The sequence below is a fragment of the Paractinoplanes toevensis genome, assembly GCF_018332695.1.
In the GTDB taxonomy this organism is placed as follows: domain Bacteria; phylum Actinomycetota; class Actinomycetes; order Mycobacteriales; family Micromonosporaceae; genus Actinoplanes; species Actinoplanes toevensis.
Window position 1 is genome coordinate 43094 of sequence record NZ_BOQN01000036.1, and the last position, 20693, is coordinate 63786.

Annotated in this window: 21 protein-coding genes and 1 pseudogene; 13 read left to right on the top strand and 9 right to left on the bottom strand. The window is 70.2% G+C overall.

The genetic code is table 11. From position 1 onward, the window contains the following. The 4 genes from Ato02nite_RS12630 to Ato02nite_RS12645 are packed head-to-tail and all read left to right on the top strand — an operon-like array spanning nt 1 to nt 3625. Nucleotides 1–666 carry a cysteine hydrolase family protein gene (locus Ato02nite_RS12630; RefSeq protein WP_213006664.1) on the top strand — a complete coding sequence of 222 codons (666 nt, stop codon included), beginning with the start codon at nt 1–3 and terminating at the stop codon, nt 664–666. Between the two features lie 3 nt (nt 667–669). Then, nucleotides 670–2292 (top strand): SulP family inorganic anion transporter, encoded by a 1623-nt coding sequence (locus tag Ato02nite_RS12635; protein ID WP_213006665.1) that lies wholly within the window; start codon nt 670–672, stop codon nt 2290–2292. A gap of 57 nt (nt 2293–2349) precedes the next feature. Continuing rightward, nucleotides 2350–2721, top strand: coding sequence for an AtzH-like domain-containing protein (locus Ato02nite_RS12640; RefSeq protein ID WP_213006666.1), 372 nt, complete (start codon nt 2350–2352; stop codon nt 2719–2721). Nucleotides 2722–2749: 28 nt separating this feature from the next. Continuing rightward, nucleotides 2750–3625: an SDR family oxidoreductase gene (locus Ato02nite_RS12645; RefSeq protein ID WP_213006667.1), complete on the top strand. Its 876-nt coding sequence runs from the start codon at nt 2750–2752 to the stop codon at nt 3623–3625. Here the strand turns inward: Ato02nite_RS12645 and Ato02nite_RS12650 are convergent. Continuing rightward, nucleotides 3622–4200: a DNA-directed RNA polymerase II gene (locus Ato02nite_RS12650; RefSeq protein ID WP_213006668.1), complete on the bottom strand. Its 579-nt coding sequence runs from the start codon at nt 4198–4200 to the stop codon at nt 3622–3624. The genes Ato02nite_RS12645 and Ato02nite_RS12650 overlap by 4 nt on opposite strands. A gap of 92 nt (nt 4201–4292) precedes the next feature. Here Ato02nite_RS12650 and Ato02nite_RS12655 point away from each other — a divergent pair, with 92 nt between their 5' ends. Together Ato02nite_RS12655 and Ato02nite_RS12660 are read left to right on the top strand one after the other, a co-directional pair. Next, the gene (locus tag Ato02nite_RS12655) at nt 4293–5516 is read left to right on the top strand and encodes a GNAT family N-acetyltransferase (protein WP_213006669.1); all 1224 of its coding nucleotides are present in this window, start codon (nt 4293–4295) and stop codon (nt 5514–5516) included. Between the two features lie 503 nt (nt 5517–6019). Then, nucleotides 6020–6259 (top strand): annotated as a pseudogene (locus Ato02nite_RS12660) (hypothetical protein); the annotation flags it as partial. A gap of 607 nt (nt 6260–6866) precedes the next feature. Here Ato02nite_RS12660 and Ato02nite_RS12665 read toward each other — a convergent pair. From Ato02nite_RS12665 to Ato02nite_RS12680, 4 genes are read right to left on the bottom strand one after another with little or no spacing between them, the layout of a single operon-like run. After that, nucleotides 6867–7337, bottom strand: a complete 471-nt coding sequence (locus Ato02nite_RS12665; RefSeq protein WP_213006670.1) for a ribose-5-phosphate isomerase — start codon at nt 7335–7337, stop codon at nt 6867–6869. A gap of 12 nt (nt 7338–7349) precedes the next feature. Next, complete coding sequence (locus Ato02nite_RS12670) at nt 7350–8252, bottom strand: alpha/beta hydrolase (protein WP_213006671.1); 903 nt, start codon at nt 8250–8252, stop codon at nt 7350–7352. Next, the gene (locus tag Ato02nite_RS12675) at nt 8252–9448 is read right to left on the bottom strand and encodes a DUF1015 family protein (RefSeq protein ID WP_213006672.1); all 1197 of its coding nucleotides are present in this window, start codon (nt 9446–9448) and stop codon (nt 8252–8254) included. The genes Ato02nite_RS12670 and Ato02nite_RS12675 overlap by 1 nt, the downstream gene beginning before the upstream one ends. A gap of 10 nt (nt 9449–9458) precedes the next feature. After that, a complete protein-coding gene (locus Ato02nite_RS12680; RefSeq protein ID WP_213006673.1) occupies nt 9459–9671 on the bottom strand; it encodes a hypothetical protein in 213 nt (70 codons plus the stop codon). Nucleotides 9672–9838: 167 nt separating this feature from the next. Here Ato02nite_RS12680 and pepN point away from each other — a divergent pair, with 167 nt between their 5' ends. Next, nucleotides 9839–12397, top strand: coding sequence for an aminopeptidase N (pepN, locus tag Ato02nite_RS12685; RefSeq protein WP_213006674.1), 2559 nt, complete (start codon nt 9839–9841; stop codon nt 12395–12397). On the opposite strand, the gene Ato02nite_RS12690 is transcribed toward pepN, so the two are convergent. From Ato02nite_RS12690 to ctaJ, 3 genes are all read right to left on the bottom strand, one after another. Next, nucleotides 12394–12960, bottom strand: coding sequence for a Uma2 family endonuclease (locus Ato02nite_RS12690; protein ID WP_213006675.1), 567 nt, complete (start codon nt 12958–12960; stop codon nt 12394–12396). The two genes, pepN and Ato02nite_RS12690, sit on opposite strands and share 4 nt — an antisense overlap. Nucleotides 12961–13086: 126 nt before the next feature. Then, on the bottom strand, nt 13087–13494 hold the full coding sequence (locus Ato02nite_RS12695; RefSeq protein ID WP_213006682.1) for a DUF5130 family protein: 408 nt from the start codon (nt 13492–13494) through the stop codon (nt 13087–13089). Nucleotides 13495–13558: 64 nt separating this feature from the next. Continuing rightward, entirely contained in the window at nt 13559–13843 is a 285-nt protein-coding gene (gene ctaJ / locus Ato02nite_RS12700) for an aa3-type cytochrome oxidase subunit CtaJ (protein WP_246606743.1), read from the bottom strand. A gap of 202 nt (nt 13844–14045) precedes the next feature. Between ctaJ and Ato02nite_RS12705 the strand changes: the two genes are divergently transcribed. Together Ato02nite_RS12705 and Ato02nite_RS12710 are read left to right on the top strand one after the other, a co-directional pair. Next, nucleotides 14046–14534, top strand: coding sequence for a hypothetical protein (locus Ato02nite_RS12705; protein ID WP_213006676.1), 489 nt, complete (start codon nt 14046–14048; stop codon nt 14532–14534). 8 nt (nt 14535–14542) lie between these two features. After that, nucleotides 14543–15367: a class F sortase gene (locus Ato02nite_RS12710; protein ID WP_246606748.1), complete on the top strand. Its 825-nt coding sequence runs from the start codon at nt 14543–14545 to the stop codon at nt 15365–15367. A gap of 45 nt (nt 15368–15412) precedes the next feature. Here Ato02nite_RS12710 and Ato02nite_RS12715 read toward each other — a convergent pair whose 3' ends face one another. Further along, nucleotides 15413–15961 (bottom strand): HNH endonuclease, encoded by a 549-nt coding sequence (locus Ato02nite_RS12715; protein ID WP_213006677.1) that lies wholly within the window; start codon nt 15959–15961, stop codon nt 15413–15415. Nucleotides 15962–16150: 189 nt separating this feature from the next. On the opposite strand from Ato02nite_RS12715, the gene Ato02nite_RS12720 reads away from it, so the two are divergent. The 4 genes from Ato02nite_RS12720 to Ato02nite_RS12735 all read left to right on the top strand — a co-directional run bounded on the left by Ato02nite_RS12720 (nt 16151) and on the right by Ato02nite_RS12735 (nt 20585). Then, nucleotides 16151–17221, top strand: a complete 1071-nt coding sequence (locus tag Ato02nite_RS12720) for a mechanosensitive ion channel family protein (RefSeq protein ID WP_438873038.1) — start codon at nt 16151–16153, stop codon at nt 17219–17221. 247 nt (nt 17222–17468) lie between these two features. After that, nucleotides 17469–18863: an MFS transporter gene (locus Ato02nite_RS12725; RefSeq protein WP_246606756.1), complete on the top strand. Its 1395-nt coding sequence runs from the start codon at nt 17469–17471 to the stop codon at nt 18861–18863. Further along, nucleotides 18860–19249: a globin gene (locus tag Ato02nite_RS12730; RefSeq protein WP_213006678.1), complete on the top strand. Its 390-nt coding sequence runs from the start codon at nt 18860–18862 to the stop codon at nt 19247–19249. The genes Ato02nite_RS12725 and Ato02nite_RS12730 overlap by 4 nt, the downstream gene beginning before the upstream one ends. Nucleotides 19250–19334: 85 nt before the next feature. Next, on the top strand, nt 19335–20585 hold the full coding sequence (locus Ato02nite_RS12735) for a delta-60 repeat domain-containing protein (protein WP_213006679.1): 1251 nt from the start codon (nt 19335–19337) through the stop codon (nt 20583–20585). Nucleotides 20586–20693 lie beyond the last annotated feature (108 nt).

Consider the following 20693-nt stretch of genomic DNA (forward strand, 5'->3'; position numbering starts at 1 on the left):
ATGCCCAACGTGGACGCCCAACCGGGGCCCTTCGATTTCCGGTTGGAAAGCACCGCCCTCGTCGTGATCGACATGCAGCGGGACTTCCTGCTGCCGGGCGGTTTCGGCGAGAGTCTCGGCAACGACGTGTCCCAACTGCGCCGGACGATCGAGCCGCTGGCGGCTCTCCTCGCGGCGTGGCGGGCGGCCGGGCTGCCGATCATCCACACCCGCGAGGGCCACAAACCCGACCTTTCCGACTGTCCTCCGGCGAAGCTCAGCCGCGGCGCACCGAGCATGCGCATCGGCGATCCCGGAGCGTTCGGCCGCATCCTGATCCAGGGCGAATACGGCCACGACATCATCGACGAGCTTCAGCCCATCGAGGGCGAGGTCGTCATCGACAAGCCGGGCAAGGGCGCGTTCTACGCCACCGAGCTGAGCGACATCCTGGACAAATTCGGCACCAAAAGCTTGATCGTCACCGGCGTGACGACTGAGGTCTGCGTCCACACCACCGTCCGGGAAGCCAACGACCGCGGCTACGAGTGCCTGGTCCTGGCCGACTGCGTCGGCTCCTACTTCCCCGAGTTCCAGCAGGTCGGCCTCAAGATGATCGCCGCCCAGGGCGGCATCTTCGGTTGGGTCGCCGAATCCCCCGCAGTGATCGCCGCCATTCAGGAGTAGAAGATGAGCACGATAACCACGGCCAAGCTGCCGTATTGGGTTCGCGGAGACACCAACGCCTTCTTCGGCTTCGGCGTCAACGTCCTGGTCAACGTCCTCACCCTCACCGGCCTCTGCATCGGCGTCATCAAGATGCCGGCCGGCGACGTCTTCGGCGTCATCCTCCCGGCCCTCGGCATCGCCCTGGTCGCCGGGAACGTCTACTACACCTACCTCGCGCGGCGACTGGCCGCCAAGGAGAACCGGTCCGACGTCACGGCCATGCCGTACGGGCCGAGCGTCCCGCACATGTTCATCGTCATCTTCGTGATCATGCTGCCGATCTACCTGACCACCAAGAACCCGATCCAGGCGTGGACCGCGGGCATCGCCTGGGCGTTCATCATCGGTGTCATCGTGCTGATCGGCGCGTTCGTCGGACCGTACATCCGCAAGTACGCCCCGAAGGCCGCGATGCTCGGCACCCTGGCCGGCATCTCGATCACCTTCATCTCGATGAACCCGGCCGGCAACATGTGGAAGGCCGCCTGGATCGCCCTGCCCGTCTTCGGCCTGCTGCTGATCGGTCTGCTCACCGACATCCGGCTGCCCTTCAACTTCCCGATCGGCCTGGCCGCGCTGCTGGTCGGCACCGCGATCGGCTGGATCGGCGGTGCGATGAGCGTGCCGGACGTGACCTCCGCCGCCAAGGACATCGCCTTCGCGTTCCCGCACCTCAAGTTCGACCTGCTGATCGACGGCCTCAAGGACATGGCCCCGCTGCTGGCCACCGCGATCCCGCTGGGCGTCTACAACTTCACCGAGGCGATGACCAACGTGGAGAGCGCCGCCACCGCCGGCGACCGCTACAACCTGCGCAGCGTGCTGCTGGCCGACGGCGCCGGCGCGATCATCGGCTCCTGCCTCGGCTCGCCGTTCCCGCCCGCCGTCTACGTCGGCCACCCCGGCTGGAAGGCGGCCGGCGGCCGCACCGGTTACTCGATGGCGACCGGCGTGGTCATCGCCCTGCTCTGCTTCTTCGGCCTGTTCGGCCTGCTCGGCGCGATCTTCCCGACCCCGGCGATCGTGCCCATCCTGCTCTACATCGGACTGCTGATCGGCGCGCAGGCGTTCCAGGCCACCCCCCGGGCGCACGCCGCGGCCGTGGTGGCGGCGCTGGTGCCGAACATCGCCCAGTGGGTCACCGGGATGATGGACAACGCCCTGTCCGCGGCGGGCACCACCGCCGCGCAGGTCGGCACGGAGGCCCTGGCCGGCGCCGGGGTCGTCTACGACGGCCTGAAAACGCTCGGCGAGGGTGCCATCCTGGCCGGTCTGGTGCTGGGCGCGATCGTCGCGTTCATCATCGACAAGCGGTTCTGGCACGCCGCGATCTTCGCGGGCTCGGGCGCGGTGCTCACCTTCGTCGGCCTGATCCACGCCGCGAAGGTGCAGTTCAACGCGAACGGGCAGGTCACTCTGGGATATCTGTTCCTCGCCGTGGTGTGCGTACTCTTCGCTCTCACCAAGCCGGAGGCGCGAGTTCCCGACGCCGAGGAACTGAAGCTCCTCGAGTCGGAGGAAGTCCAGGGCAACACCTTCACCGAGGCTCCCGAAGGCGGCGTCCCGGTTCCCGCCAAGGCCTGACATCTTTCCGGCGGCCTGGCCGGAGGGCCGGGCCGCCCCCGACCGAAGGGAACGAGCGTGGAGATCGACCGGCCGGACGTCATCGCCGAGGTCGGCGCCGCCTTCGAGGCCTACGAACGCGCGCTGGTGGCCAACGACGCCGAGGCCATCCTCGGCTTCTTCGCACCCCGCGCGCTCCGCTACGGCATCGCCGACCAGCAGGCCGGCATCGAGGAACAGGCCGAGTGGCGGCTCGCGCAGGGCGGCCTGCCGCCGGGCCGTCGCCTCAAGGACACCGACATCCAGGCGTACGGCGTAAGCACCGCGATCGTCACGACGTTGTTCGGCTACCCAGGCAGCGATGTGCTGGGCCGCCAGTCCCAGACCTGGGTGCGGCTGCCCGAGGGCTGGCGAATCGTGCACGCCCACGTCTCCGAACCGGCCGCATAAACGTCGCCCACCAGGGCATACCTCGGGCATGACCGATCCGCGCAGCAAATACCCCAAGCCCGCCCTCGACGGCGGCGACCAGCAGCCGCCCGGCTCCACCAGCGCCATGCCCGACCGGCCCGACCACGGCGAGGACAGCTACCAGGGCAGCGGCCGGCTGACCGGCCGCAAGGCGTTGATCACCGGCGGGGACTCCGGCATCGGGCGGGCGGTGGCCATCGCGTACGCCCGGGAGGGCGCCGACGTGCTCATCTCGCACCTGGCCGAGGAGGAGGCCGACGCGCGCGACACCGCGGCGTACGTGGAGAAGGCCGGCCGCAAGGCGGTGACCATGGCCGGCGACATCCGCGACGAGCAGCACTGCGCGGCGCTGATCGAGCGGGCCGTGACCGACCTGGGTGGGCTGGACATCCTGGTCAACAACGCCGCCTACCAGATGCAGCAGCCGGACGGGATCACCGCGATCACCACCGAGCAGTTCGACCGGGTGATGAAGACCAATCTGTACGCGATGTTCTGGCTGTGCCGGGCCGCCGTGCCGCACCTGCGACCCGGATCGACGATCATCAACACCGCGTCGATCCAGGCCTACCAGTCGTCGGCGGCCCTGCTCGATTACGCCACCACCAAGGGCGGCATCGTCGCCTTCACCAAGGCGCTCGCCGAAGATCTCGCCGAGAAGGGCGTCCGGGTCAACGCGGTGGCACCCGGGCCGATCTGGACGCCGCTGATCCCGTCGACCATGACCGACGAGAAGGTCGAGAAGTTCGGCGCCGACACCCCGCTCGGCCGGGCCGGACAGCCCGCCGAGGTGGCGCCGGCCTACGTCTACTTCGCGAGCGACGACGCCAGTTACACCACCGGCGAGGTGCTCGGCGTCACCGGCGGCAAACCGGTCAGCTAATTGATCTGGCCGGTCACCCAGTGGACGGCGTCCATGACCCATTGGGTCTGCTGCAGGTCGGCGACGCCGACACCGGCCAGGAACAGCGCGGTGATCAGGTGAGAGCCGCGGGCCGTGCGGCGCTGGCGCCCGAAACTGCGCTCCAGCACGTAGTAGCCGACGACTCGGGCCAGGCAGAACACGCCGACCGCGACGGCCAGGGTGACCGCGAACACGATCATCGGGGTGCCCAGCACCCCGCCGCCGGACGACAGCGACCAGACGCCCCAGCAGACGAACGCGAACAGCACCGCCGCGGTGGTCCACTCACTGCCGCGGCGGAGCTCGCTCCAACGCCAGCTCATCCCCCGGTGCGGCGGCGCCTCGGCGCCCGGCCACCCGATGCCGGTCGGCTCGTGCTCGGCATAGCGCTGCGTGTGCTGGATCTGCGGATTGACCTGCGCGCGACCCCGGCTGAACGGCGCCGCGTCCGGACCGGGTGGTGCCACCGGCCCCGGCGCCGTGGGCTGGTCGGCCCACGGATCCTGCGGCGGCATGTCGAGCGTCCGCTCAGACCACTGCGGTTGCTCCGGCATCTGTTCCCCCAATTCGCTTCGGCCCCCACCACGAGAGTAGCGAGCCAACAAATCATTGGCCGCGGAGCGCTCCGTCCGTTACACAGATGCACATGGACGATTCCGTGCGCCTGCGTCAGGCCACCGCCGATGACCACGCCGCGATCCTCGAGGTCGAGGGCTACGTCTTCCATCACGACTTCGACGACGACGCCCGCGAGCTCGACCGCCGACTCTTCGAGCCCGAGCGCTCCCTGGTCGCCGACGACAACGGCACGGTCGTCGGCCACACCACCGCGCTGACCCGAGATCTCACCGTACCGGGCGCGGTCATTCCCGCCGCTCACGTCACCGGCGTCGGCGTGCTGCCCACCCACCGCCGCCGCGGCCTGCTGACCGCGATGATGCATCGCCAGCTCGCCGAGCTCGCCGAGGCCGGCCGAGAACCGGTCGCGGTGCTCTGGGCCAGCGAGACCACCATCTACCCCCGCTTCGGTTATGGCCCGGCGGCCGCCCGCCTAGAACTGAACGCGATGACCCGTGAGGTGCACATCACCCCCGCCGCGCCGCCGGCCGACGGCCGGCTGCGGCTCATCGACCCCGCCGGGGCGGTAGAAGAGCTCAAGACGGTGTACGAGCGGGCGCGCCCCGGCCGCGTCGGGTGGTCGAGCCGCCCCGGCGCCTGGTGGGACCGCCGGCTCCGGGACCCGTCGGCCTGGCGCGACGGTGCCACCACCCGCAAGGGCGTGCTCTTCGAAGGCCCGAACGGCCCCGAGGGCTACGCGATGTGGCGGGTCAAGGACGGCTGGGACGACTACGGTCCGAACGGCCAGGTGCGAGTCACCGAGATCGTCGCCGACGACCCCGGGGTCTACGCGGCGCTCTGGCGTTTCCTGTTCGGCATCGACCTGGTCCGCAGCGCGACCTACGACTTCGCCGCGCTCGACGAGCCGCTGCAATACCTGGTCGACGAGCCGCGCCGGCTCGGGCGTGGCTTCAGCGACGCGCTGTGGATCCGCGTGGTCGACCTGCCGGCCGCTCTCGAGGCGCGCCGCTACCTGACCTCGTTCGACGTGGTGTTCGACGTGACCGACCCGCTGATCAGCGCGAACAGCGGCCGCTGGCGTCTGACCGCCGGCCCCGACAAGACCACCTGCGTGCGCACCACCGACCCGGCCGACCTGGCCTGCTCGATCACCGAACTGGGCGCGGTCTACCTGGGCGGCACCACGCTGGGCGCACTGGCCGCGGCCGGCCGCGTACACCGCCTGACTGACAACTTCCCGGCCGCCGCGTTCGGCTGGGACCGCCTGCCGAATCCCATCGAGGTGTTCTGAGTGACCTCCGCGGCGGTACCGTCGGCGACATGGCCGAGCCCGAACGCCGACGCCGCCGCGTGCGTCCCCCCTCGTCGTCCGGTGCGGCACCGGCCGCGCCACCCACGGACGACGCGCCCGCCGTCCCGTCCGCGGGAAGCGCGGAAACGAGCCCGGTAGCCGACCCCGAGCAGCAATCGGACCCCCCGGTCCGCCCCCGCCCGGACATGCTCGAACGCCCCCGCTCCGCAACCGCCGAACGACCCCACCCGAGGAACAGCGACCGACCCCAGCTCGAAAGTGAGGAGCGCTCCCGTCCGGAAGGCGCGGTGCGCCCACGGCCGAATGGCGCGGAGCGTCCACGGCCGGAAGGCGCCGAGCCGCCCCGCCCGGAAGGCGCCGAGCGGCCACGGCCGGAAGGCGCCGAGCCGCCCCGCCCAGAAGGCGCCGAGCGGCCCCGGCCTGAGAACGGCGAGCGACCTCGGCCGGAGAACGGCGAGCGGTCCCGCCCGGCCTTTCCCCGGCGCCCGGCAAGTGCGCCGCAACCGGCCGGGGCTTCCGCGCCGGCCGGCGACGACCGCGAGTCTGAGCGGGGTCTGCGAGGGCTGGTCGGTTCGGGTTCGTCGCAGGTCAGCGTGGGTGCGGCGCTGCGCGCTCGAGACGCGGCCCGACCCAGCGACGAGCATCTGGCCGACGCCGATCGCAACCTGGTGATCGTCCGCCGCAACTGGGTGCCACGCGAGGAACTTCCGCGAAACCGCTAGTGGGGCCGCCCCATGGCGGGCAATCCCATGGCGGGCAGTCCCATGGCGATCGCACGCCAGAGCCGACCGACACACACCGCACCCGCGCCGCACCGCGCCGAACTTGGAGAGTTCGTGTTCGGAGCGAACCGGAAGTTAACAAGATCGACATTGGGCTCACCGACATATCGGCAAAGCCCTCATTTATCCGGCACTGTGGGACCACGGAGTGGACCCTTCGTCCATAGTTCGGGAGCGGAGCCATCCTCTGAGACAGGCGCCCGATCAGTGAACCCCGCGCCCACTATCCGGGAACGAATGCGCTGCCAGACGGGCATAGCCCGGCTGCACGGCAACTGGGTCGAGCCAAGCTGGCCGACGCGCTACGCGACCCGGGCTACACAGGCCCGGTGCGGCCTACGCGGGCCGACGCGGGCGACGCGGGCCGACGCGGGCGACGCGGGCCGGCGTGGGCGACGCGGGCCGGCGTGGGCGACGCGGGCGCAGCCCGCGAGCTCGGGGGACCACCGGGGACGGGCCGGAAGCCGGGTGGCGGGCTTGCCGCCCACCCGGCCGGGCCGTGCGCCACGGGACTTTTGATGCCCGTATTTTTCTGGTGATTTTGAAATTAGGACGGCAGGTCGGGCAGCTTTCGCGTGCTTTCCCACTCGGTTAGTTGGGCGATGCGGCGGGCGTGGCGCGGGTTGCCGGAGAACGGCGTGGCCAGGAATGCCTCGACGAAGGATGTGGCGTCGTCGAGGGTGTGCTCGCGGGCGCCGATGCTGATCACGTTGGCGTCGTTGTGCTGGCGGGCCAGTTGGGCGATCTCGGTGCGCCAGACCAGGGCCGCGCGGACGCCTTCGACCTTGTTGGCGGCGATCTGCTCGCCGTTGCCGGAACCGCCGATGACGATGCCGAGTGAACCCTCGTCGGCGACCACCTTCGCCCCGGTGTGCAGGCAGAAGGCCGGGTAATCGTCCTCCGGGTCGTAGACGTGCGGTCCCACGTCGACTACGTCGTGCCCCTGCTTGATCAGGTGGTTGACGAGGTGCATCTTCAGTTCGTAACCGGCATGGTCCGAACCCAGGTAGACACGCATGTCCGAAGTCTCTCAGAAGGTCAGGGCCGCGCGCAGCGAGGACGCGACTTGATCCGTCGCGGCGCGTGCGGCGTCGATCACCGCGAGCTTGCGGGCGAAGCCGTGGTTGACCCCCATGTAGCGGGTGTGAACCACCGGGACACCGGCGGTGGCCAGGGCGTCCGCGTAGTCGGCGCCCTCGTCGCGCAGGGCGTCGTACTCGGCCGTGATGATCAGCGTGGGTGGCATGCCGGCCAGGTCGGCGGTCGCGAAGATGGCCACGTCGGGGGTGATCCGCCGCATCGGGTCGGGGACGTAGGTCTCCCAGGCCAGCTTCATCGAGGCGCGGTCGAGTCCGTATCGGCCGAGCTCTTCGTAGGATTCGGCGGCGGTCATCGGATCCAGGGCCGGATAGATCAGGACCTGGTAGTCCAGCGGAGTGGCCGCGTCGCGTTGCCGGCGGGCCGCGATCGTGGCCAGTTGCGCGCCGGCACTGTCGCCGCCGATGGCTAGCCGGGTGGAATCTACGCCCAAGTCTGATTTGCGGGCGTAGGAGATGACGGTTTCCGCATCGTCCAGGGCGGCCGGGAAGACGTGCTCCGGGGCCAGGCGGTAGCCGACCGACAGGACCGCGCAACCGGAACGGTCGGCGATCCGGCGGCAGACCCGATCGACCGTCTCGATGCTGCCGTAGCACCAGCCGCCGCCGTGCAGATAGACGAAGAGCGGCGAATCCGGCTTTGTCGCATACAGGCGGCACGGGACGCCGTCCGCGTCCACGTCCACCACCACCGGCAGCGGGACGGCCGGGCCGCACTCGAGGTCGACCGCCTCTTCCATGGCGGCCCGGGACTGCACCAGGCGTTCGTACGGGTCACCGTCCGCCGGAGGACGGCGGCGGAGCTTCTCCGCCGCCGTCACCTGAGGGTGCAGCATTAGTCGAGCTGGGCCAGGACGAGGCCGCCGCGCGCCTTCGGCGTGAACCAGGTGCTCTTGCGGGGCAGCTTCTGCCGTTCCAGGTTGACCGCCACGAAGTCGTCGACGGTGACCGGTGCGATCAGCACGGCCAGCTCGGCGCGGGCGGCGTCGACCTCGCCGCGCAGCCACTCGGCCGAGTAGTCGCCGCCGATGTAGGAGATCCGCTTGTCGCCCGGGTCGAGGCCGAGCACGTCGCCCAGCAGTTCCCGCTCGACCAGCGCGTGGTCCAGGTTTTCCACGTCCGGCAGATTTTTGTCGACCGGCAGCTGGACGCCGAAGGTGCGGCCGTCCAGGTAGATCTGGATCGTGCCCTTCACCAGGGCTTCCAGCTCGGCGAGCTCGATCACCTCGGCGCCCGAGCCGCGCAGCCGGGTCAGGAACTCCTCGGGCGGCATCGGCAGCTCGCTGACCAGCCGGTTGTAGGGCTGGATCGCGACCGAGGCCGGGGTGGTGACCACGGCCAGGAAGCGGGGCAGGCGGCCGGTCTGTGCGGCCAGGCTGCGGTGGTTGCCGTCGGCCACCACCAGCTCGCCGCCGCCGGCGAGCGCGGTGAGCTCGTCCTGCAGGGCACCGGGGCCGACCGGCCAGATCGCGTGGGTGCGGCCGGTCTGGTCGGTGTCGGTCGCGGCGGGCTCGCCCGCCGCCTCGGTCGCGGCGGCGAGGGCCGCGTGCAGCTCGTCACCCTTGGCGGTCTGCAGCAGGAGTACGGGTGACAGAAGCGTGCTCAGGGCGCCGGCCAGGGCGACCCGCTCCCGGACCTTCTCGATGAACACTTCCTCGTTGCGGATGACCAGGCCCGCCTCGTCGGCGCTGGCCGAGATCTGGTCGGTGTCGACCATGCTCCACAGGCCGTAGGCGGCCGGTTCGCCCGGCGCGGTGATCCGGTAGAGCACGACGACGTGCTCGGCGGGTGCGTAGCCGCCCTCGGCGCGCTCCAGCGCGAGCCGGGCGATCGCGTCGGGCAGCGAGTCGGTGAAGGACTTGCCCAGGCTGTCGGGCGCGAGGTGCGGCATCTCGACGGCGAGAGCGCTGTGCGGGTTGGCGGAGATGATGGCGGTGATTTCGGCGTCGTCGGCGAACTCGTCGTAGTTCTGCGCGCCGGTGGCCCCGGTGGTGAGCCAGGCCCGGCTGATCGAATGCACGACCGTCGTCATGGCGCGCAATTTACCTGTTCGGCCGCTGATGACGCGCAACCGGCATGTTCCCGCGTGACCTGGCTAACTGTGCTTTTCGCCACGCTCCGACCGGCCGGTCGACGGGCGTCGCCGAGACGCTCACCGCGGGCGCGACCATGGCCGCCAGCTCGGGCGTCAGATCGCCCCAGTCGCCGCGGTGCACGGCGATGCTTGACGACGCGACCGTCTCGGTCTCGGACATCTGGCTGCCTCCGGTCGTTCATGTCGGGTCTCCTACCCCCATCCAACGACTGGTAGTCCGCGTGGGTGGTGCGTTTACGCCAGAACCATGCACTCCGGGTGCGCCTGGACATGCCCCGTCCGCTTAGTCTGGCGGGGAATGCTTGTGCGCTCTTAAGGAGAGTGGCTGTGGCCGGAGTTCGAAACTTGACCCAGGTGGAGGCCGCCGATCGCGCCCGCCTGCTCGAGGTGACCGGATACGACATCTCGCTGGACCTGACCGATGGGTACGGCAATCCGGGCGACGGCACCTTCCGCTCCATCACCACCGTCACCTTCCGGTGCACCGAGCCGGGGGCCGAGACCTTCATCGAGGCCGCCGCCCAGTCGGTGCGCTCGGCCACGCTGAACGGCACGCCGCTCGACCTGGCCGGCTTCTCCGCCGAGAAGGGCCTGACCCTGCCCGGCCTGGCCGCCGAGAACGAGCTGGTGGTCGACGCCGACTTCGCCTACTCGGCGAGCGGGCAGGGGCTGCAGCGCAGCCTCGACCCGGTGGACAAGGAGATCTACCTCTACAGCCAGTTCGAGACGGCCGACGCGCAGCGGGTCTACGCGTGCTTCGACCAGCCCGACCTGAAGAGCGTCTACACCTGGCACGCGACCGTGCCGAAGCACTGGAAGGTCATGTCCAACATGCCGGCCGGCGCCGAGGCCGAGGCCGGGCCGGGCGCCAAGACCGTGCACTTCCAGGCGTCGCCGCCGATGAGCACCTACATCACGGCGATCTGCGCGGGGCCGTACTACGAGGTTCGGCAGACCCACGACGGCATCGACATGGGCTACTTCTGCCGCGCCTCGATGTCGCAGTACCTGGACGCGGACGACCTGCACCTGGTCACCACCCAGGGCTTCGACTTCTTCCAGGAGCAGTTCGGGGTGCGCTACCCGCTGCCGAAGTACGACCAGCTGTGGGTGCCCGACTTCAACGCCGGCGCGATGGAGAACTTCGGCTGCGTCACCCACGCCGAGGCGCACTACATCTTCCGCTCGCAGGTCACCGACTTCGAGTACGAGCAGCGGGCCAACACGATCCTGCACGAGCTCGCGCACATGTGGTTCGGCGACCTGGTCACCATGCGCTGGTGGAACGACCTGTGGCTGAACGAGTCGTTCGCCGAGTGGGCCAGCCACTGGTGCAACTCCGAGGCCACCCGGTTCACCGACGCCTGGACGACGTTCCTGTCGGTGCGCAAGAGCTGGGGTTACCGGCAGGACCAGCTGTCCTCGACGCACCCGGTCTACACCGAGATGCCCGACCTGGAGGCCGTCGAGGTCAACTTCGACGGCATCACGTACGCCAAGGGCGCCGGCGTCATCAAGCAGCTGGTCGCGTACGTCGGTCTCGACTCGTTCCTGACCGGCCTCAAGTCGTACTTCGCCAAGCACGCGTGGGGCAACGCCACCTTCGACGACCTGCTCACCGAGCTGGAAGCCGCGTCCGGCCGGGAGTTGCGCAAGTTCGCCGCCCAGTGGCTGGAGACCGCCCAGGTCAACACCCTGCGCCCGCTGATCACGCTGGCCGGCGACGGCACCTACGCGAGCGTGGTCGTGCAGCAGGAGGCCCCGGCCGATTACCCGACGCTGCGCACCCACCGCATCGGGATCGGGCTCTACGACGTCGAGGGCAACCGGCTGGTCCGCCGCGACCTGCTCGAGGTCGACGTCACCGGCGAGCACACCGAGATCCCCGCCTTGACCGGGGTGCGCGCCGCGGACGTGCTGCTGCTCAACGACGACGACCTGTCGTACACGAAGCTGCGCCTCGACGAGCGGTCGATGAGCGCGGTGGTCACCCACATCGGCGGCATCGACTCGTCGCTGGCCCGGGCGCTCGTCTGGAACGCGGCGTGGGACATGCTGCGCGACTCCGAGCTGGCCGCCCGCGACTACGTCACCCTGGTCTGCTCGGGCCTGCCCCGGGAGACCGACATCAACCTGACCACCTGGACGGCCCGGCAGGCCGCCAGCGCGGTCGCGCAGTACGCCGACCCGGCCTGGCAGCCGGAGGGCTGGGCGAAACTGGCCCAGCTGGCCCGCACCTCGCTGGCCGCCGCCGAACCGGGCAGCGGCTGGCAGCTGAGCTGGGCCCGGGCGCTGATCTCCGCCACCCGCACCGAGGCCGAGCAGGCCGTGCTGCGCGGCTGGCTGAACGGCGAGGGCGTGCCGGAGGGCCTGGTCGTCGACACCGAGCTGCGCTGGAGCCTGCTGCAGGCGCTGGCCGGGCTGGGCGCGGTGTCGGTCGAGGAGATCGAGGACGAGCTGACCGGCGACCGCACCGCCAGCGGCGAGCGGGAAGCGGCGGTCGCCCGCGCGCTGATCCCGACCGCGGCGAACAAGGCGGCGGTGTGGGCCGAGCTGACCGGCGAGACCGAGATCCCGAACTGGCTCAACCGTTCGCTGCTGTCCGGCTTCCAGAGCATCAAGCAGGTGGAGCTGACCGCGCCGTACGCCGCGAAGTTCTTCGACGTGGTCGGGGACGTCTGGGCCCGCTCGGACTCGGAGCCGGCCCAGGAGTTCGTGATGATGGGTTACCCGTACCTGCAGATCAACCCGGAGACGATCGAGCTGACCGACGCCTGGCTGGCTCGCGAGGGGCAGCCGGCCTCGCTGCGCCGGCTCGTGGCCGAGGGCCGCGACGGGGTGGTGCGGGCGATCAAGGCACGCGCCCGCGACCGGGCCGCCTCCTAGGCCAAGGCCGCCGCGGCGATCCGAATCGGATAGGGGGCGTCGAGCTTGACCGGCTCGGCGCCCTCGATGCTGTGGTCGCTGCGGTAGCGGCCGCCGCTGAGCAGGTAGGTGCGCAGCACCGGCGTGACGTGGCCCGGTTCGACCCGCCAGTACGCGTGGATGCCCGCCTCGGCGTAGAGCGTGGGCTTGAGGATGCGGTCGTAGCGGCGGGTGGCCGGGGTCTCCACCTCGACCACGAGCGCCACATCGGCCGGATCGGTCCAGATCGAACCGGACGAGCGCGGCCGCAGCACGGTGACGTCGGGAACCAGGTTGCTGTCGCCGATCACGATGCCGCGCCGGTCGCAGACCCACCAGCCGGGCGGCGCGGCCGCGCGCAGCGTGGTGACGACGGCGCGGACGATGGCCTCGTGCGACTCGGGCGGCGGCGGCCCGGCGTGCAGGCAACCGTCGACGATCTCGTAGCGGTGGCCGTCCTGCGGGAAGAGATGGAGGTCGGGCTCGGTCCAGACGCCCTCGGGAGCACTCCAGCGGACCGGCGGACTAGCGGCCTGCGTCGTCATCACACCTCCGTCATTGGGGTGTACGCGGAGTGCAAGCCTACTAACAGTCGGTTGTTGCCGCCCGGTTTCCGGTTGATTTGGCACATGAAAAAGGGGCCCACGCGGGGCCCCTTTTCGAGAAGTCGGTCAGTGCCGGCCGGCGTGCGAGGCCAGCTGGTCGATGCCGGCCAGGACGCCCCCGGCCAGGTCGCCGCCCGCGAACGCGGCGGCCATCGACAGACCCGCCAGCTTGGCGTCCCGGTCCGAGATGCGCTTGCGCGCCTCGTTGCCGGTGACGATCTCCAGCTTGCGCTGGTTGGGTGACACCGCGATGAGTACGGCGCGGTCGGCGCCCTCGATCTGCTTCTGCAGCTTCTCGGCGTACGCCCGGCTCGGGGTCTCCATCTCGCCGATGTAGACGCTGAACGTCAGACCGGTCTGCCGGTCGGCCACCCGCAGCGCCTCGTCGAGACGCAGCAGCTGCCGGGTCGTGAAGGGACCGTCGGCAGCCGGGTCGCCGATGGCCGGCCGGGTCTGCTCGGGCGCGGCCGACAATGTGTCGCCGCCCGGTTTCGCCAGCGCGGTCTGACCCTGCGGCGACCCCTGCTCGGCCTGAATGTCACCAACTGTCACTTGCGCCTCCTGTAGGGCCGGGGAGGACCCGAGCGCCCGAAGCGTCCTCGAGGAACGGTGCCTCGATCGCGGCCCGGTCGGGGTGCGCCACTCCGATGACCTGTTCCGGCGAGGCCAGGAACCAGATCGGCTGGAAGTCGTACGGCCGGCCCGGACGGTAGCGACGGGTGGGCTTGGCGCGGTCGCCGCCGGACAGCACGAGCGCCGCCACCAGGAGGATGACACCCGCCGGGATGACCACGAAGACCAGAACGGTGCTTGATATCGACAACCTCAACGCCCCCAGGCGCCTGTATTCCCAGTTGATCCGAACAAGAGTCACGGTAGCGGAGAGCGAGACGTGCCGGACCGTCGGGTGTCGAAACCGATGTTCCACGCCGTCGGGATCTACGCGGAGATGGCATGGAGATGCGAAAATCACCCTCACGCGCCGTTCGTGCCCTCGTGACAACGAACGGCAGGAGGGGGATCTCATGCGCCTGTCCGTCCCCGCCGCCCTGTCGGCGCTGCTCATGGGCCTGTTCGTCCTGTTCGTGGACGCCCCCGCGGCCCGCGCCGCGGCCATCTACCTCGAGATCAACCCCAGCACGGTGCCGGCCGGTGATCAGGTCGGGCTGCGCGCCTCGTGTGACGACAACCTCAAATCGGCGACGGTCTCCTCCGCGCTGTTCGGCGCGGCCACCGTGACGCCGCAGTACGGCCTGCTGACGGCCACGGTGCGGATCCCGTCCGGCACCCGGCCCGGTGACTACAAGGTCGACCTGCGCTGCCCGGACGGCAAGACCGCCTCGGCCACGCTGCACGTGGTCGCCAAGGTCGAACCGGCCCGTGGCCCGGCCACCGGCGGAGGTGGCATGGCGCCCGGCCGCAGCGCGCCGATGCTGATCGGTTCGGGGCTGGCCGTCATCGGCGCCGGATTAGCCCTCTGGGTCGTGGCCCTGCGACGCCGTCGCTTCGGCTGAGGCCGCCCGTGCCCCGCCGACCGCCGCCGGTGACCGGCGCGCGCATGCCCGAGTCGGTGCTGCGCAAACAGCCCGCCCAGGTCATCACCGCACCCCCGCCCGGCACGATCACCGGACCGCTGCCACCGCCCCCGGCCACCCCCGGCCGGCACCCCTTCCGGGCGCCGCACCCCCGGGTCCAGCCGAAGATGCCGCCGCGGCCCATCCGCGGCAAGCGGCCCCTGCCGATCGGCCTGATCGTGCTGGCCCTGGTCTTCTTCGGGCTGTTCCTGGTGGCGATGGGCATCGGCGCCGCGACCAATATCAACCTGCCGAACTGGTTCGGCGGTCAGTCCGACGAGCCGCCGCCGCGGGCGTTCCCGGTGCTCGACCCGAGCCGGCCGGAACGGCTGACCATTCCGTCGATCAAGGTGGAGGCGCCGATCCTCGACGTCGGGCTGGCCACCGACGGCTCGGTGGCGGTGCCCCCGCTGAAGCGGCACAACGAGGCCGGCTGGTTCGACGGCGGGCCGACGCCCGGCCAGTTCGGGCCGGCCCTGATCGTCGGGCACGCCGACACCAAGTCCGGCCCGTCGGTCTTCTACGAGCTGCCCAAGCTGAAGCCGGGCCAGCAGGTCGAGGTGCTGCGGGCCGACCACTCGGTGGCGGTCTTCGAGATCAACTCGGTCGAGCACTTCGACAAGGGCAAGCTGCCGGTGCAGCGCGTCTACGGCGACTACAGCCGCCCGTCGCTGCGCCTGATGACCTGCGGTGGCCAGTGGGTCGGCGGCAAGACCGGTTACCAGGACAACATCGTGGTCTTCGCATCTCTGATCGAGACCCGAAAGGCTTGAGCTGGCCGGCTCTGCTTCGCTCCGCGGGGCGATTGCCGGAAAAAACTAAGCCGCCTCGGCGTGTTCGGCCGGGGCGGCGGGGAGGTCGAGCCAGTCGGCCCAACGGGGGTCTGGCGTGCGGTGTCCGAGGACCCGCCAGGCCACCCCTCGTGGTGCGGCCGGCACCTGGTGCAGCCGCCATCCGAGTTCCGCCGGTGTCTTGTCGCCCTTGCTGTGGTTGCACTTGGCGCAGGCCGCCACCACGTTCTCCCAGGCGTGCAGCCCGCCGCGGCTGCGGGGGAACACGTGGTCGATGGTCTCGGCCGAGCCTCGGCAGTAGGCGCACCGGCCGCCGTCCCGGGCGAAGATCGCTCGGCGGGAGAGGCCGATGTGTGTGCGGTACGGCACCTTCACGTAACGCGTGAGCCGGACCACCGAGGGAACCGGGAGGTTGGTGTGCACCGAGTGGAGGATGCCATCGCCGTCGGAGACGCACTCCGCCTTGGCGGTCAGCACAAGGATGGTCGCTCGACGCACTGATACGACGCACAGCGGCTCGTACGTGGCGTTCAGAACTAACGCGGATGAGCCCACTATGGGTCGTATGTCAGGCATCGCGATCACCCTTCGGTGTGGTTGCTAGCACCGCTCCCGCTGCGTCGTATCCATGGTCCGTGCGCCAATAGTCCCTGATGAATGACCAAATTGCGAGCGCAATCCGTAGCCGTCCGGTAAACGTCTGAGGTCCGCGCGCTGTGTGACACCTGAAAGCCGGCTCAGCATCGCCCGGTACGGTGGCTTCCCGTGCCACTTCTTGCCCCTACTCCCACGCCAACGCCCACCCCCGACGTGTTCTCCTCGATCGACACCACCAAGATCTGCGTGGACGACGTTGTGTGCAGCCGCGTCTTCGACTGGACGGGCAACCAATGGCTGGCCAACTCCAGCTACTGGATCATCGTCAAGCCGCTCCGGATCCTCGCGATCATCCTGATCGCCCTGCTGATCCGCTGGCTGCTGCACCGGGCGATCAAGCGACTCACCACCAGCACCAGCCGGGCCGCGATGCCGGCTCTGCTGAAGCCGCTGAAAGAGAAGGCGGCCGCGGTTGCCGAGGAGGGGCAGTACATCCCGGAGCGGCGCCGGCAGCGCGCCGAGGCGATCGGCTCGGTGCTGGGCAGCTTCGTCACCGCCGTGGTCTTCACCATGGCCGTCCTGCTGGTCTTCGGTGAGCTGGGCTTCAACCTCGGCCCGCTGCTGGCCAGCGCCGGCATCGTCGGGGTGGCGCTCGGTTTCGGCGCGCAGAGCCTGGTCAAGGACCTGATCGCCGGCCTGTTCATGCTGCTCGAGGACCAGTACGGGGTGGGCGACACGGTCGACCTCGGCGAGGCGGTCGGCGTCGTGGAGACGGTCGGACTGCGGATCACCACGGTGCGGGACATGCGCGGCGTGCTCTGGTACATCCGCAACGGCGAGATCGTGCGGGTCGGCAACAAGAGTCAGGGCTGGGCCCTCGTGGTGATCGACATCCCGATCGGCTTCGTCAACTCCGAGGAGGCGATGAGCGTGCTGCGGACGGCGGCCGAGACGGTGGCCGCGTCGACCGAGCACCAGAACGAGTTCATCGAGCCACCGGATGTGGTCGGGGTCGAGCAGTTGACGGTGGACGGCGCGGTGATCCGGACCATCGCGAAGACCACCGCGGACGGCCAGGCGGCGGTTCAGCGCGACCTGCGCCGAGCGCTGACCGAGGCCCTGGAGCTGGGCGGCTTCTCCGAACGCATCGCCGCCTCTCGATTGCTGCCGCGCTCCGCGGTGCCACCGACTTTCTCGCCAGCTTCTACACCGGATCAAAAATCTGAGGGTACGTCCTGAGCTGGGATTAGTTCTTCCGGGGGATACCCGGCCTCCACCGAACGGCCGACATTCGTTCCGTACGCCCTAGCATCGACTCGGACGATCGGGCAGAATCCGCTTGAGCATCTGCACATGCGGCATCACGTCCACCGGGTCGACCCCGGGGGCGTACCCGGCGTTCGTCGCGACCCGGCGCGTGCCGAGATCGATGGAGGACCTGGTGTCCGGAAAACCCGCTGCACGGGGGCGGCACCGTGCCGAAACCGTGACGGAAAGAGACCAACCGGTTACGTTCCGGGACGTCTTCGCCATCCATGAGTACCGCGCGATCTACTCGTCGCTGCTCGTGAACTGGCTGGGTGACTACCTGTCCAAGGCCGCGATCACCGTCCTCGTCTATCAGCAGACCGAGTCGGTGCTCCTGACGGCGGCGGCCTTCGGCGTCTCGTTCCTCCCCTGGATCATCGGCGGCACCCTGCTCTCGGCGCTGGCGGAGCGCTATCCGTACCGCCGGGTGCTGATCATCGCGGACCTGTCCCGGATGGTGCCGATCGCGCTGCTGCTGGTCCCGAACACGCCGATCTGGGTCATGCTGGTCCTGGTCTTCGTGGCCAGCCTCGGGACGCCACCCACCCAGGCGGCCCGGTCCGCGCTGCTGCCCCAGCTCGTCGGCCGGGAGAAGCTGCCCACCGCGATCGCCGTCAACCAGACCACCACCCAGGCCGTCCAGGTCGTCGGTTACCTCGCGGGCGCGACCATCGCGACCGCGATCAGCCCGCGGGTGGCCCTCTCCGTCGACGTGCTGACCTTCGCGCTCTCGGCGGCGTTCATCGCCCGCGGCGTACGCCCCCGGCCACCCGCCCAGGCCCGGGGCCAGCGCACCCACCTGCTGCACGAGTCCGGCGAGGGTTTCCGGCTGGTCTTCGGCCGGCGGGTGCTGCGCGACATCGCGCTGATGGTGTTCGTGCTGAGCGCGTTCTCCATCGCGCCGGAGGGCCTGGCCGCGGCCTGGGCCGCCGAGGGCACCAGCGACCCGGCGGCCCGCGGCCTCAACCAGGGCCTGATCATGGCGGCCAGCCCGATCGGCTTCGTGGTCGGCGGCCTGGTCATCACCCGGCTGACCGGATCGTCCACGCGCAACCGGCTGATCCGCCCGTTCGCGGTCCTCAGCTGCCTTGCCCTGGTCCCGGCCGCCTTCGGGCCGCCGATGCTCGTGGTGGTGGCTCTGGTGACCCTCTCCGGCGTCGCCATCGGCGGGCTGACGCCGACGCTCAACGGCAAGTTCGTGCTGATGCTGCCGCACGGTTACCGCGCCCGGGCGTTCGGCGTGATCCAGGCCGGCATGCAGCTTTCCCAGTTCGCCGGCGTCATGATCACCGGCGTGCTGGCCGACCTGTTCTGGCTGCCGCTGGTGGTCGGGCTGACCGCCCTCGCCGGAACCGCCGTGATGGGTTACCTGTCCGCCCGCTGGCCCAGCGACCACGCGTTCGCCACGGCCGTCGAGGAAGCAGCCGCGACCATGCCGCCGGCCGACGAGCCCGCCCCGCCCGCTCCCCCGCCCGTCGTGCCCGCCCCCGCCACCCCGGTCGAGCAGGCGCCGGGGGCGACGACGAGCGTCACATCCGAGCGCCCGGCCGCGGCTGGCAGGATGGACGGGTGAGCGCACCCTCCCCGGACGAAATCACCTTCTACGAGGCGATCGGTGGCGAGCCGACGTTCCGCCGGCTCGTCGACAAGTTCTATCAGGGCGTGGCCGGCGATCCGGTGCTCCGCCCGATGTACCCGGAGGAGGACCTGGGCCCGGCCGCCGACCGGCTGACCCTGTTCCTGATCCAGTACTGGGGCGGCCCGAACACGTACTCGGCGAGCCGTGGCCACCCCCGCCTGCGGATGCGGCACGCGCCGTTCGTGGTCGACGAGGCGGCCCGCGACGCCTGGCTCAACCACATGCGCGACGCGGTCGATTCGCTGGGCCTGCCGGCCGACCGCAGGACGCAGCTCTGGGACTACCTGGAGCGCGCGGCCTACTTCATGGTGAACGCATAGCCCGACCGGCTCCGTTTCCGGACATAAGGGTCGCTCGTTTGAGGGGATGACAAATACTGATCATCCGCGCCCTGGAGCTGCCCGCATGCGTCGCCTGCTCTCCGCCGCCGTCATCGTTGCCGCCGCCCTGGCGTGCGCGCATCCGGCCCAGGCCGATTCGGCCCAGACCTCGGTGGTCTCGGCCAACCCGGTCGACTTCACCCCGCACGTCCTCGACGGCACCGTCTGGAGCATGGCGCTGGTCGGCGACACCGTCGTGGTCGGCGGCGCCTTCACCAAGGTCGCCGACAGCACCCGCAAGCACACCTACGCCCGGAAGAACATCTTCGCGTTCGGGCTGAGCGACGGAGAGATCCGCTCCTTCGCCCCCGAGGTGGACGGCGCGGTCTACTCGCTCGCCACCGGACCGAGCAGCACGGTCTACGCCGGCGGTGCGTTCAAGTCGGTCAACGGCTCCGCGCAGCGCGGCGTGACCCGGCTGGGCCTCAACGGCGAGCGAGTCTCCTCGTTCAGCGCCCGGATCAACTGGGGTGACGTGCGCGCCCTCCAGGCCCGCGGCTCCAGCCTCTACGTGGCCGGCACGTTCTCGGCGATCAACGGGGTGAACCGGGACGCCCTGGCCCGGGTCAGCGCGCTCACCGGCGCGGTCGACACCGGGTTCGACCCGAGGCTCACCGCGCCCGGCCTGAGCCGCACCCGGGTCGAACACTTCGACATCTCCCCCGACGGCAGCCGGCTCGTCGCGATCGGTGCGCTGCTGAAGGCAAGCGGCTACGACCGCACCCAGATCGCCATGTTCGGCGTCGCCGGCCCGAGCGCGGTGCTGCTCAACTGGTACACCGACGCGTACAAACCGGCCTGCATGAAGGGCTTCGACACCTACCTGCGGCAGATCAAGTTCGCGCCGGACGGTAAGTACTTCGTGGTGGCCGCGACCGGGCGGGCATCCTCACCGGACCGGCTCTGCGACTCGGCGGCCCGCTTCGAGACCCTGGGCAACGGCCGGCACAACCCGACCTGGGTGCAGCGGACCGGCGGCGATTCGCTCTACGCGGTGGCGGTTACCGGGAGTGCCGTTTATCTGGGCGGTCACCAGCGGTATTTCGACAATCCGTACGGCACCGACGCTAAGGGGCCTGGACCGGGTGCTGTTGCCCGGCCGGGTATCGGGGCGGTCAGCCCTATTACCGGCAAGGCGCTGAGCTGGAACCCGACCCGGGCTCGTGGGGTGGGGGTGCGGTGCTTCCTGGTGGTGCCGCACGGGCTGTTGGTCGGCTCGGACACCGATGAGCTCGGGCGCGAATATCACGGGCGGATCGGGATGTTTCCGCTGTGACTGCGGTGACTGCGGTGGTTGGGCTGGTTGCACACGGCAGCTGAGCTGCCTGGCTTCGCTTCCTCAGCTGGCGTTTTGCCCCTGGGGCGCTGATGAGTTGACGGCCGT